This is a genomic window from Micromonospora sp. TSRI0369 (genome assembly GCF_001905625.1).
In the GTDB taxonomy this organism is placed as follows: domain Bacteria; phylum Actinomycetota; class Actinomycetes; order Mycobacteriales; family Micromonosporaceae; genus Micromonospora; species Micromonospora echinospora_A.
This window is the reverse complement of record NZ_LIVU01000005.1, coordinates 46,393-58,694: the sequence shown is the minus strand read 5'-3', so window position 1 is coordinate 58,694 and position 12,302 is coordinate 46,393. Positions and strand designations below refer to the sequence as shown.

Sequence of the window (12,302 nt, the reverse complement as noted above, 5' to 3'; positions counted from 1 at the left end):
GCGCTTGGTGTCCGGTTTGTCGCAGCCAACTTCATGATCAGATGAGGGTGCAGACCGTCGAGGACAGGCCCCCACCGCAAGCAGTCCCCCGAACCCGGGCCTTGCCGGCGCCGGTGGGGCGGTTCGCGAGAGATCTTGGTACGGGCCGGCCCACATAAGGGCGGGAACGTACCAAGATCTCCATCGCCAGCGACGCACGGCGGCTGGTGTCCGGTTTGTCGGCGTCAACTTCATGATCAGCCGGGAGGCCGGGCCGCGCGGGGCGGATGCCGACGCAAGCAGTCCCTGGACGGGCCTCACGGGTCCTGAGGCGGCCACCAGACGGGAGATCTTGGAAGGAAAGGGCCCTCATGGGGGCCCAAATCTTCCAAGATCTCCGACGAGCGCCGCGCTCGAAGTGAACGAGGCGAGCACGTGGCGAGGACGCGCCGGTCGATCATGAAGTTGGCGGCAGCGCGTGACCTGTTTTGTCCGGTCCAACTTCATGATCAACGGGGTGGGGCGCGGGGTGGGGCGGGGGGCGGGACGAGCGTGGGGGACGCTGAGAGGGCGCTGCGGGGGGACGGAACGGCGGAAATGCGCCGGGCAGGGGTTACCCTGATGCCATGTCGGCCACCGCGCACGCGTACCTCGCCCGCCCCGGGCGACCCGCCGTGGTGGCGCGCACCCTGGACGAGCTGACCGGCCCCACCACCGGCATCGTCGAGCTGCCGGTTCGCCTCATGTGGAGCAGCGAACGCGCATTCGACCTGGCCGACCCGGACGAGCTGCTCTGGATGTACGAGAACGTGCTGCGCGAGACCTCCCGGGTGGAGGACCTGCGCGCGCTGATCCACGGAGGCACGTTGCGCCGGTTGTGGCCGCTGCTCAACCTGCCCCGGGGCGTACGCATGGCCTGGGAGGGCCGGCACCGGAGCCTGCGCCCGGCGTGACCCACCCGCACGACTTCTACCGGGAGGTGGCCCGGGTGGCCCTGGCCGCCGCCGGCCCGCACCGTTTCGTGCTCGGCGGCGGCGTCGCCTGGGCCGCGCACGGCCTGGTCACCCGCCCCACCGAGGACGTCGACCTGTTCGCCGACGTGGAGGGCGCCGCCGCGGCGGCGGCCGACGGGGTACGCGCGGCGCTGGAGCGGGCCGGCTACCTGGTGGCCGAGGCGGACCCGGGCGGGCTGGGCGAGGTGTTCGACGGCTTCGACCGGGATCTGCGGGACTTCGTGGTGAGCCGGGACGGCCGGCAGATCCGGCTCAGCCTGGCCCGCCTGGACCGGCACCGCAGCCCGGTGGTGATGGACTTCGGCCCGGTGATGGACGTGCGGGACCTGATCGCCAACAAGACCGCCGCGCTGGTCAACCGGCGGGAGGTACGCGACTACATCGACGTGTCCGCCGCGTTGGACCGGTACAGCGTGGCGGAGCTGCTGGAGCTGGCCCGGCAGGTGGACCCGGCGCTGGACGACGAGGACGTGCGCGCCGCGGGCCGCTACCTCGACGGGCTGGCCGACCGCCGCTTCACCCGGTACGGCCTGGACGCGCCGCGCATCGCCGAGGTGCGCCGCCGGATGGTCGCCTGGCCCCGCTGACCGGGGTCCGCCCGGGAGTCGGAGCCGCCCTGCCCCGCCAACCAGGGTCGCCACGAATCGGAACGACCCCCGGAAGGCGGCGGGACCCAGACGGGACGGCGGCCGGACGGGCAGGGACCGGGCAGGGACCGGGTGGCCCGTCACTTCGTCGGGCGGCCACCCGTGACGCCGAGGATCTCGCCGGTGACGTAGCTGGACTCCTGCGAGGCGAAGTAGACGTACGCGGGCGCCAGCTCGGCCGGCTGACCGGGACGGCCCAGCGGCGTGTCGGTGCCGAACTGCTTGACCTTCTCCTCCGGCATGGTGGCCGGGATCAGCGGCGTCCAGATCGGACCGGGCGCGACCGCGTTGACCCGGATGCCCCGGTCGGCGAGGTTCTGCGCGAGCGCCTTGGTGAAGTTGGCGATGGCCGCCTTGGTGGTGGCGTAGTCGAGCAGCTGCGGCGACGGGTCGAACGCCTGGATCGACGACGTGTTGATGATCGTCGAGCCTTCCTTCATGTGCGGCACGGCGAACTTGCAGAGCCAGAACATGGCGTACACGTTGGTCTTGAAGACCCGGTCGAACTGCTCGGTGGTGATGTCGAGCAGGCCGTTGTCCTGCGACATCTGGTACGCCGCGTTGTTGACCAGGATGTCGACGCCTCCGAGGTCGCGCAGCGCCCGGTCGACCAGGGCGCGGCAGTTGTCCTCCTCGCGCAGGTCGCACTGGACCGCGACGCCGGTGCGTCCGGCCTGCTCGATCAGGCTGACCGTCTCCCGCGCGTCCTTCTCCTCCTCGTCGCCGAGGTAGGTGATCAGGACGTCGGCGCCCTCGCGGGCGTAGGCGAGCGCCACCGCCCGGCCGATGCCGGAGTCGCCACCGGTGATGATCGCCCGCTTGCCGGTGAGCCGGTCACTGCCCCGGTACGACTCCTCGCCGTGATCGGGCTTCGGGCCCATCTGCTGTTCGCTGCCGGGTGGCGTCTGCTGCTGCGCCGGCTGTCCCTCGCGCTGTCCGTACTGCTCGGCCGGGTGCTGCTGGGTGAACTGGTCCTCGCTCATGGAACCGCCCCTACCCCGGTGACCGGAGCGAAAACAGCAGCCCGTGACCGGAAGGGAAACAATTCGGGCCGGTGTGGCGCACGCGACATCTGGTGGTTATGGTGCGCAACGGCGCCCACGAGGCGCCTACCCCCATTGGAAAGGCACCTCATGACTTCCTCCTCCGGCGCCTCCCGGCGCCAGGTGCTGGCCGTCGCGGCCGCCGCCGCGACCGCTCCCCTACTGGCCGGCGCGCCCGCCGAGGCGAAGCCGAAGCAGCCGAAGACCTGGGACCTGACGATCCTCGGCACGTCCGACACCCACGGCAACGTCTACAACTGGGACTATTACAAGGACGCCGAGTTCGACGACAGCAAGCACAACGACGTCGGCGTCGCCAAGCTCGCCACACTGGTCAACCAGATCCGCGCCCAGCGCAAGGGCAGGGCCACGCTGGTCCTCGACGCCGGTGACACCATCCAGGGCACGCCGCTGGCCACGTACTACGCCAAGCAGGAGCCGATCACCAGCACCGGTGAGACGCACCCGATGGCCCGCGCCATGAACATCCTCAAGTACGACGCGGTGACGCTCGGCAACCACGAGTTCAACTACGGCCTGCCGCTGCTGGCCACCTGGATCGAGCAGCTCGGCTTCCCGGCCCTCGCCGCGAACGCGCTGAACGCGAAGACCGGCAAGCCGGCGTTCCTCCCGTACGTGATCAAGGAGGTCAAGCTCGGCGGGCACGGCGCGCCGAAGCTGCGCGTGGGCATCCTCGGCCTGACCAACCCCGGCGTGGCCATCTGGGACAAGGGCAACGTCGAGGGCCGCCTCGTCTTCGCCGACATGGTCGCCACCGCCGCGAAGTGGGTGCCGGAGATGCGCCGCCGCGGCGCCGACCTGGTCGTCATCTCCGCCCACGGCGGCGACAGCGGCACCTCCAGCTACGGCCCGGAGCTGCCGAACGAGAACCCGACCGCGCTGATCGCCGAGCAGGTCCCCGGCATCGACGCGATCCTGTTCGGCCACGCGCACAACGAGGTGCCGGAGAAGTTCGTCACCAACCTCACCACCGGCGAGCGGGTCCTCACCTCGGAGCCGTCGAAGTGGGGACAGCGGCTGACCCGGATGGACTTCACGCTGACCCGGGAGAAGGGCCGCTGGACGGTCACCGCCAAGTCGGCCACCACGCTGAACACCAACACGGTGGTCGAGGACCCGGCGGTGCTCGCGGCCGTGCGCGGCCAGCACGCCAAGACCGTCGAGTACGTCAACCGGGTCGTCGCCCGGTCCAGCGTGGAGCTGTCGGCCGCCGAGTCGCGGTACAGGGACACGCCGATCCTGGACTTCATCAACCACGTCCAGACCGAGGTCGTGACCGAGGCCCTCGCCGGCGGCGAGTACGCGGGCCTGCCGGTGCTGTCCATCGCCGCGCCGTTCAGCCGTACCGCGGTGTTCCCGCAGGGCGACGTGCGCATCCGCGACGTGGCGGGCCTCTACGTGTACGACAACACGCTGGAGGCGGTCGTGCTGACCGGCGCCGAGGTGAAGGCGTACCTGGAGTACTCGGCGAAGTACTTCGTCACGCTGCCGGCGGGCGCGCCGGTGAACCCGGAGACGATCAGCGACCCGGCGGTGCCGGACTACAACTACGACGTGTTCTCCGGCGTCGACTACGACGTCGACATCGCCCAGCCGGTCGGCCAGCGGATCACCCGCCTGGTGCTGGCCGGCACCGACACCCCGGTCGCGGCGGACGCCCGGTTCGTGGTGGCGGTGAACAACTACCGGCGCAGCGGCGGCGGCAACTTCCCGGGCATCGTGAAGACCCAGGTGTACAACGCCCAGCAGGAGATCCGCCAGCTGCTCATCGACTGGGCGCAGGCCAAGGGCGTCATCGACCCGGCCGACTTCTTCGTACCCAACTGGAAGCTGGTCCGCGACGGCGTGCCGGTCTTCTGACCGTGCGGCGGGGTCCGGGCGCGCGCCCGGGCCCCGTCACCCGCCCGCGCGCAGGTGCCACTCCGACTCCCCGCCGACCGGGTCCGGCCGGTCCGGCGGGGTCTCGGTCTCCACGGACCCCGCCAGGTCCTCCGGGCGTACCCGGGCCGGCAGCTCGCCGAAGCGGACGTGCCGCAGGAACGCGTACTCCTCGTCGGTGAACGACTCGGCCGGTTCGCTCATGACCGCATTGTGCGCCCGCCCGTCCCGCCTGCGCATCAACCGCGACGGCAGGGGTATGCCGCCGCGACGACCGTCGGCGACGAGGTGGAGGCGACACGACATGCGCGCAGTACGGATGACCGCACCGGGGGTGCTGGAGCACACCGAGGTGCCCACGCCCGAGGCCGGCCCCGGCGAGGTGCTGCTGCGCGTCGGCGCGGTCGGCGCCTGTCACTCCGACCTGCACATCCTCGACGCGCCGGCGGGCGTGTTCCCGGTCCCGATGACGCTCGGCCACGAGGTCGCCGGCACCGTCGACACGGTCGGCGCGGGGGTGGCCGGCTGGTCGCCCGGCGACCGGGCCGCGGTCTACGGGATCATCGGCTGCGGCTACTGCCGGGCCTGCCTGCGGGGCGAGGAGAACCGGTGCCGGGTCACCCCGGTGGGCGGCGTCGGGCTCAGCCGTGACGGCGGGCTCGCCGATTACGTCGTGGTGCCCGCGTCCCGGCTGCTGCCGGTCGGCGACATGGACCTGACCCAGGCCGCGCCGCTCACCGACGCCGGGCTGACGCCGTACCACGCGGTGGAGCTGGCCCGGCCCCGGCTGCGGCCCGGCACCACCTGCGTGGTGATCGGCATCGGCGGGCTGGGGCACATGGGGGTGCAGATCCTGCTCGCCACCACCGCCGTGCGGATCGTCGCGGTGGACACCAGCCCCGCGGCGCTGGACCTGGCGAGCCGCCTCGGCGCCCACCACGTGGTGCAGGCCGGCCCGGACGCGGTGGAGAGGATCCGTGAGCTGGTCGGGCCGCCGCCGGACGGCGCGGACGTGGTGCTCGACTTCGTCGGCGCACAGGCGACGCTCGACACCGGCCGGCAGATCGTCGCCACCGGCGGTCAGTTGCTGCTGGTCGGCCTGGCTGGCGGCACGCTGCCGGTCCGGCCGGTCGCCGACGAGCCGCCGCCGGTGCCGCTGGAGACCGGTGTGGTGGTGCCGTTCTGGGGCACCCGGGCCGAGCTGCACGAGGTGATCGCGCTGGCCCGTGACGGCCGGCTGCACGCCGACGTGCAGACGTTCCCGCTCGCGGAGGCGCCGCAGGCGTACGAGGCGCTGCGCCGGGGCGACGTGCACGGGCGGGCGGTCATCGTCCCCTGACCGGGCCGGGCGCGCTCAGCCGTGCTGGAAGACCGGGGCCAGCACCTCGGCCAGGCGTGCCTTGACCGCGTCGCGGTGCGGCTGCGGCAGCGCCGGCGCGTCCCGGCTCAGCCCGATGCCGGTGTCCAGCAGCACGTACAGCGCCCGCAACGTCCGCATGCTGTTCGAGGCGTGGGCCGGGGTGGTGCCCCGGGGCAGGGCGGCGTAGCCGGCCGCTACCGGTTCCAGCCAGGCGAGCGCGTCGGCGCGCGACAGTCCGGGCCGGGCCAGCACCAGCGCGACAGCGCGGGCCAGCCGGTCGTCCTCCTGCTCGGCGAAGAGGTGCTCGGTCGGCGCGACGAGACGCGCCGCGGCCAGGTCGAGCATGCCCGCCGGGTCGACCGACGGGTGGCGGCCGAACGTGGCCAGCAGGTCGGCGCCGTGGGCCACCGCGTGCAGCCAGCCGAGCTTGGAGTCGTACCCGCGCAGGTCGGTCTCGGCCGGGTACCAGGCGCGGAACGCGGCCGGCCAGGCCGGGTCGAGGTCACCCCGGCTGACGATCATGTCCAGCACCAGCGGCGCGAACGTGCGGGCCTGGATCTCCGGGTCGGTGAACCGCTCGGCCATCAGCGTGCCCAGCCTCGCCCGGCGGCCGGCGTCGATGACGTCCCGGGCGATCCAGGTGCGCAGCACCACGTAGGGCGCGCCGTCCCGGACCACCGGGTCGGGGTCGCGCAGCGCGGCGGCGAGTTCGGCGACGAGGTCGTCCAGATCTCGGCCGTCCGGCACCGCGTAGTCGCGTTCGCAGACGAGATCCCAGTCGGTCACCGCGCCAGGTTAACCGGCCGTGGCGCGCGCCCTCGCGGGCAGCCGGTCGAGCAGCGCCAGCCCGGCCCGTACCGGCCGCCGGTCGAGCATCTCGGCGAAGCTGGCCCGGCCCTGGCAGAAGCGGGCGAACATCCGCCAGCCGGGCGGGCTGGCGAGCATCGCGTGGAACACGTCGGGTTGCCGCTCGAACGTCTCCAGCAGCCGGTGCCCGGCGCGCATCTCCGGCGTCAGCCGCCGGTCGACCTCCCGGGCGTACGCGTCGAGGTCGCCGCCGGCCACCGCCTCCCCGGCCAGCCGGCCGGAGCGCAGCGCGTAGCTGATCCCCTCCCGGCTCCACGGCTCCAGCAGACCGGCCGCGTCCCCGGCGACCAGCACCCGCCCGTGCCGCAGCGGGGAGTCGTCGGCCCGGCAGCGGGTGAGGTGACCGGAGTCGTGCTCCGGCGTCACCCCGGACAGCCCGAGCCGGTCGGTGAAGTCGCGCAGGTAGGCGCGCGTGCGGTCGCCGTCGCCCCGGGCCGAGATGACCCCCACGGTGAGCCGGTCGCCTTTCGGGAAGACCCACGCGTACGAGCCGGGCAGCGGCCCCCAGTCGAGCAGCACCCGGCCACGCCAGCGCTCCCGTTCGGCGGACGCCACCGGCAGTTCCAGTTCCAGCCCCAGGTCGACCTGGCGGAAACGGACACCGGCGTGCCGGGCCGTCACGCCGGAGGAGCCGTCCGCGCCGACCACGGCACGGGCGCGCACCACCTCGCCGTCGGCCAGGCGCAGGCGTACCTCGTCGGGGTCCTGCTCGATCGCGCGGACCGCGACCCCCTCGCGGACCCGGGCGCCGGCGGCGACGGCGGCGGCGCGCAGCCGGTCGTCGAACTCTTCCCGGCGGATCATCGTGACCAGCGGCGACGGGTGGCGGCGGGTGAACGCGCGTCGCCCGTCGCGGGTGAACGTGATCCGGTCGACCCGGTCGTGGGCGGGCACCTCGACGCGGTCGGTGACCTCGGCCAGCGAGGTGCCGATCAGGCCGCCGCCGCAGGTCTTGTAGCGGGGGTGGGTGGCCCGTTCGACCACGAGCGTGCGGACGCCGGAGCGGGCCGCGGCGTGCGCGGCGGAGAGTCCGGCGGGCCCGCCGCCGACCACGACGAGATCCCAGATGATCACTGGTGCAGCCTAGGGCACCGCCGTGCCGCGCTGCCCGGTACGACAGTCGTCCGGGTGGGCATCATCGCCGCCGGCCCGGGTAACCGCCGATCGCCGGCCGTCCGCCGGTCGGAGGGTCCACGCCGAGGAGGAAAGCGATGCCTCAGGTCCAGCTGTCCGCGGTCGAGGAACGGGTCTACCAGGCGGTGTCCGCGCTGGAGGCGCAGGGACACGTCCCCTACCCGGACCTGATCGCCGAGGAGACCGGGATGACCGAGGAGGAGCTGCGCGAGCCGCTGCACTCGCTCACCGAGCGAGGGCTGCTGCACCGCGAGGACTCCCCGATGTCCGGCCTGGACTTCGGGCCGCGGTGGTGCGCGCGCCAGATGGCGTGATCGGGTCGTTTGCCCCACCGGGCGCCGGGTAGCGATCGCCCATACTTGATCGACGGTCTGTGGGGGGCACGATGAGCGAGGGCCGGTCGTCGACGCCGGGGCCGGACACCGGCTCCGGCGTCGACGACCGGCGCCGCTGGCGGGCGCTGAGCGTCGGCCTGATCGCGGCGTTCATGACGCTGCTGGACGTCAGCATCGTCAACGTCGCGGTGCCGTCGATCGACCGGGCGCTGCACGCCACGCCGAGCGATCTGCAGTGGGTGCTGTCCGGGTACGCGCTGACGTTCGGCCTGGTGCTGGTGCCGGCCGGGCGGTTCGGCGACGCGCGCGGGCGGCGTACCGCGTTCGTGGTCGGGGTGGGCCTGTTCACGCTCACCAGCGCGCTGGCCGGGCTGGCCCGCTCCCCGGAGTGGCTGGTCGTGGCCCGGCTCGTCCAGGGCGCCGCCGCCGGTGTGGTGAACCCTCAGGTCAGCGGCATGATCCAGGAGTTGTTCCGGGGCGCTGACCGGGGTCGCGCGTTCGGGCTGCTGGGCGCCACCATCGGCATCTCCACGGCTGTCGGCCCGCTGCTCGGCGGGCTGCTCATCGCGCTCGGCGGCGCCGAGCACGGCTGGCGGTGGGTGTTCTTCGTGAACATCCCGGTCGGGATCGTGGCGATGCTGCTCGGCTGGCGGCTGATCCCGTCGCGGCCGGCCGGGCAGGCCGACCGGCACCGCCTCGATCCGCTCGGCGTGCTGCTGCTCGGCGCCGGCGTCACGGTGATCCTGCTGCCCCTGGTGCAGCGGGAGCAGTGGCGAGGCCCGGGCAAGTGGCTGCTGATCCCCGCCGGCCTGCTGCTGCTCGCCGGGTTCGCGCTCTGGGAACACCGGTACGCCCGGCGCGCCCAGCCCCTGTTCGACCTGCGGCTGTTCACGGTGCGTTCGTACGCGCTGGGCGCGCTGATCGGCCTGATCTACTTCGCCGGGTTCACCGCGATCTTCTTCATCTTCACGCTCTACCTGCAGATGGGCCTCGGCTACAGCGCGCTCGTGGCGGGTCTGGCGATCACCCCGTTCGCGCTCGGTTCGGCGCTCGCCTCCGCGCTCGGCGGCCGGGTGGTCACCCGGTACGGCCGTCCGCTCGTGGCGATCGGGCTGCTGGACGTGGTGGTCGGACTGATCGCGACCGACCTGGTGCTGGCCGGCGGGCCGCACGAGAACGTTCCGCTGCGGACCGCGCTGCCGTTGCTCGTCGCCGGGCTGGGCAGCGGCCTGGTGATCGCGCCGAACCAGACGCTCACGCTGTCCGAGGTGCCGGTGCCGATGGCCGGCAGCGGCGCGGGCATGCTGCAGACCGGCCAGCGCATCGGCTCGGCCGCCGGCATCGCCGCGGTGGGCGCGCTGTTCTTCTCCACGCTCGCCGACGACCGCGGGGACTGGGGTACGGCGTTCCGCCACTCGCTGCTGCTCGCCGCCGGGATCGTCGTGCTGGCGCTGGGCGCCGCCGTGGCGGACATCGCGCTCGGTCACCGGCGCCCGGCGGGCCGCTCCTGATCGGCGCCGGGCAGCAGGACGGTGGTGAGCAGCCTCCGGGTGCGGCCGGGTCCGGGGCCGAGGGCCGCGTACTCGGCGAACAGCGCGCGGAACCGGGTGACGAACTCGGCGGTCTCGGCGTCGGTGGCGTGGAACGCGTTCTGCCGGTAGCCGGCGACGTCGCGGGCCAGGTCGCCCCCGCCGCTGTCGAGGTAGCTGTCGAAGTCGGCGAGCAGGCCCGCGACGAAGGTGAGGAACGCCTGGCGGTGCCGCTGCGGGCTCATGGCCCGGGCCTCGTCCGGGTCGACCGAGGCGGCCGCCTCGGTGAGCCGGTAGCTGCGCTCGACCGCGCCGCGGGCCCGCCGCTCCCCCACCGTGTGCAGCACGCCGTTCTCGGCGAGCGTGGCGACCTGCCGGTAGAGCGTGGCGGGCGGGACGTCGTGCAGTTCGGCGCGCAGGTCGGCGGTGGTGAGCGTGCGGCCGCCCAGGAACGCCTGGACGATGCGCAGCCGGACCGGGTGCATCAGCAGCTCCACGGTGTCGAGTGCCACAGTGGCTCCCCTTTTTGTTATCGCCTCCGGTAATGTTCTCACTGACGATAACAGAAGCGAGGAGTTCGCCGATGGCCACCATCGACCTCACCCCCGACCGCATCGACGTCCGGCTCACCACCGCGGAGAAGATCTGGGCCCTGCGGGGCGACCTGTCGTTCCCCCGTGCCGCCGTCAGCGGCGCCGTCGTCGTGCCCGACGGGGCGCGCGCCACCCGCGGCATCCGGGCCCCCGGCCTCGGCGTCCCCCGCACACGCAACGTCGGCACCTGGCGCGGCAGGGCCGGCAAGGAGTTCGTCAGCGTCCGCGGCGGCCAGCCGGCCGTCCGCATCACCCTCACCGGCCAGGCGTACGACTCCCTGCTCATCGGCGCCGACGACGCCTCCGCCCTGGCCGCGGCGGTGCTGCCGTGACGGTCGACCGCCCGCTCGCCGTCGACTCGGGCGAGCACCGGCTGTCCGGCACGCTCACGCTGCCCGACGGTGCCGGACCGCACCCGGTGGCGCTGCTGCTGCCCGGCTCCGGGCCGATCAACCGCGACGGCGACCACCGCCGCCTGCCGCTGAGCATCCAACGGCACCTGGCCGCCGCGCTCACCGGCGCCGGTTTCGCTGTCGCCCGGTACGACCGCCGGGGCGTCGGCGAGAGCAGCGGTGAGTTCCTGCGTACCGGCTTCCACGACAACGTCGACGACGCGGCCGCCGTGCTCGCCGCGCTGCGCGACGACCGGGCAGTGGACGCCAGGCGGATGTTCCTGGTCGGGCACAGCGAGGGCGCGCTCACCGCGATCGCGCTCGCCGCGCGCGGCGTACCGGTGGCCGGTCTGGTCCTGCTCTCCGCGCCCGGGCGCACCGGCGCCGAGGTGCTGCGCTGGCAGGCGGGACGGCTGTTGCCCACCCTGCCCGCGCCGGTACGCCTGGTGCTCCGGCTCACCCGCACCGACCTGGTGGCGAAGGTGGCCCGTAACCACGAGAAGATCCTCGCCACCGACAAGGACGTGGCGTGGGTCGGCGGGCAGCGGCTCAACGCCCGGTGGTTCCGGGAGTTCCTGCGCTACGACCCCCGGCCGGACCTGGCCCGCGTCGACGCCCCGATCCTCGCGCTCACCGGCGACAAGGATCTCCAGACCGACCCGGCCGACCTGCCGGTCATCGCGGCGCACGCGGGCGGGCCCGTGCAGACCGGGGTGCTGCCGGACGTCACCCACGTGCTGCGCCGCCAGCCCGGTCCGGCGTCGCTGCGGGCGTACCGGGACGAGGCGAAGCAGCCGCTGGACCCGTCGGTGGTCGAGCCGGTGCTCTCGTGGCTCGCCGCGCACACCGGCTGAGAGCACGCGAAAGGCCGGCACCCGGATCGGGTACCGGCCTTTCGTCGGGCCTTACTTGTTCCAGTGCTCGGCGACGATCTCGGTGGCCTGCTTCTCCCACTGCGCGTACGCGTCGGGGTAGGCGCTGACCTGCACGGTCTGCGCGGCCTCGGTCAGCGGCATGTCCTGCCAGCCGTCGACCTGCTTGAGGCCCGTGAGGAACGCCAGCGTCGAGTACTCGGGGTCGGTGATCTGCTCCGGCGTACCCCAGCCGCTGGACGGCCGCTGCTGGAACAGGCCGAGCGAGTCGTGGTCGTTGCGGTCACCCAGGTGACCCAGGTTCTCCAGCTTCGACTCCTGCAGCGCGGTGGCGATCGAGACGACAGCGGCCCGCTCCGGCAGGCCCGCCTTCTTGGTGGCCGCGATGATGGCCTTGGCGTTGGCGATCTGCTCGTCGTTCAGGTCCACGTGCGACTGCTCGCCCTGCGGGCTCGCGGCCTGAACCGCGACCGCGGCCGGCTTGGCGCTCTCCGCCGCGTGCGCGGCGACCGGACCGGCGAACACGCCACCGGTGAAGGCGAGACCGGCGATACCGAGGATGCTCTTGCGCAGGATCGTGTTCATGGTGGGCTCCGTTCGGGGGTCGACGCATCCGGGGGGATGCGTGGGCACCGTCAG

14 protein-coding genes are annotated in these 12,302 nt (G+C 73.4%); 8 read left to right on the top strand and 6 right to left on the bottom strand.

Translation table 11 applies throughout. From position 1 onward, the window contains the following. Window positions 1–605 precede the first annotated feature (605 nt). Complete coding sequence (locus tag AMK25_RS17465; RefSeq protein ID WP_073829435.1) at window positions 606–932, top strand: hypothetical protein; 327 nt, start codon at window positions 606–608, stop codon at window positions 930–932. After that, window positions 929–1,579, top strand: a complete 651-nt coding sequence (locus tag AMK25_RS17460) for a nucleotidyl transferase AbiEii/AbiGii toxin family protein (protein WP_073829434.1) — start codon at window positions 929–931, stop codon at window positions 1,577–1,579. Before AMK25_RS17465 ends, AMK25_RS17460 begins: the two co-directional genes overlap by 4 nt. Window positions 1,580–1,719: 140 nt before the next feature. Here the strand turns inward: AMK25_RS17460 and AMK25_RS17455 are convergent, their stop codons facing one another. Beyond that, on the bottom strand, window positions 1,720–2,622 hold the full coding sequence (locus AMK25_RS17455) for an SDR family oxidoreductase (protein WP_073829433.1): 903 nt from the start codon (window positions 2,620–2,622) through the stop codon (window positions 1,720–1,722). A 150-nt stretch (window positions 2,623–2,772) separates the two neighbouring features. On the opposite strand from AMK25_RS17455, the gene AMK25_RS17450 reads away from it, so the two are divergent. Continuing rightward, window positions 2,773–4,563 carry a bifunctional metallophosphatase/5'-nucleotidase gene (locus AMK25_RS17450; RefSeq protein ID WP_073829432.1) on the top strand — a complete coding sequence of 597 codons (1,791 nt, stop codon included), beginning with the start codon at window positions 2,773–2,775 and terminating at the stop codon, window positions 4,561–4,563. 36 nt (window positions 4,564–4,599) lie between these two features. On the opposite strand, the gene AMK25_RS17445 is transcribed toward AMK25_RS17450, so the two are convergent. Continuing rightward, the gene (locus AMK25_RS17445; RefSeq protein WP_241826394.1) at window positions 4,600–4,785 is read right to left on the bottom strand and encodes a hypothetical protein; all 186 of its coding nucleotides are present in this window, start codon (window positions 4,783–4,785) and stop codon (window positions 4,600–4,602) included. A gap of 100 nt (window positions 4,786–4,885) precedes the next feature. Here AMK25_RS17445 and AMK25_RS17440 point away from each other — a divergent pair, with 100 nt between their 5' ends. Next, on the top strand, window positions 4,886–5,920 hold the full coding sequence (locus tag AMK25_RS17440) for an NAD(P)-dependent alcohol dehydrogenase (protein WP_073829430.1): 1,035 nt from the start codon (window positions 4,886–4,888) through the stop codon (window positions 5,918–5,920). Window positions 5,921–5,935: 15 nt separating this feature from the next. Here AMK25_RS17440 and AMK25_RS17435 read toward each other — a convergent pair whose 3' ends face one another. Next, complete coding sequence (locus AMK25_RS17435; protein ID WP_073829429.1) at window positions 5,936–6,727, bottom strand: DUF2785 domain-containing protein; 792 nt, start codon at window positions 6,725–6,727, stop codon at window positions 5,936–5,938. Between the two features lie 9 nt (window positions 6,728–6,736). Beyond that, window positions 6,737–7,882, bottom strand: a complete 1,146-nt coding sequence (locus AMK25_RS17430; RefSeq protein WP_073829428.1) for a geranylgeranyl reductase family protein — start codon at window positions 7,880–7,882, stop codon at window positions 6,737–6,739. Window positions 7,883–8,019: 137 nt separating this feature from the next. On the opposite strand from AMK25_RS17430, the gene AMK25_RS17425 reads away from it, so the two are divergent. After that, window positions 8,020–8,256, top strand: coding sequence for a hypothetical protein (locus AMK25_RS17425; protein WP_073829427.1), 237 nt, complete (start codon window positions 8,020–8,022; stop codon window positions 8,254–8,256). Between the two features lie 71 nt (window positions 8,257–8,327). Beyond that, window positions 8,328–9,788, top strand: a complete 1,461-nt coding sequence (locus AMK25_RS17420) for an MFS transporter (RefSeq protein WP_073829426.1) — start codon at window positions 8,328–8,330, stop codon at window positions 9,786–9,788. On the opposite strand, the gene AMK25_RS17415 is transcribed toward AMK25_RS17420, so the two are convergent. Continuing rightward, window positions 9,761–10,318, bottom strand: coding sequence for a helix-turn-helix domain-containing protein (locus AMK25_RS17415; RefSeq protein ID WP_073829425.1), 558 nt, complete (start codon window positions 10,316–10,318; stop codon window positions 9,761–9,763). The genes AMK25_RS17420 and AMK25_RS17415 overlap by 28 nt on opposite strands. Window positions 10,319–10,389: 71 nt before the next feature. Here AMK25_RS17415 and AMK25_RS17410 point away from each other — a divergent pair, with 71 nt between their 5' ends. Together AMK25_RS17410 and AMK25_RS17405 are read left to right on the top strand one after the other, a co-directional pair. Continuing rightward, window positions 10,390–10,731 (top strand): hypothetical protein, encoded by a 342-nt coding sequence (locus AMK25_RS17410; RefSeq protein ID WP_073829424.1) that lies wholly within the window; start codon window positions 10,390–10,392, stop codon window positions 10,729–10,731. Continuing rightward, complete coding sequence (locus AMK25_RS17405) at window positions 10,728–11,645, top strand: alpha/beta hydrolase family protein (RefSeq protein WP_073829423.1); 918 nt, start codon at window positions 10,728–10,730, stop codon at window positions 11,643–11,645. Before AMK25_RS17410 ends, AMK25_RS17405 begins: the two co-directional genes overlap by 4 nt. Window positions 11,646–11,696: 51 nt before the next feature. On the opposite strand, the gene AMK25_RS17400 is transcribed toward AMK25_RS17405, so the two are convergent. Continuing rightward, entirely contained in the window at window positions 11,697–12,248 is a 552-nt protein-coding gene (locus tag AMK25_RS17400; RefSeq protein ID WP_073829422.1) for a hypothetical protein, read from the bottom strand. Window positions 12,249–12,302 lie beyond the last annotated feature (54 nt).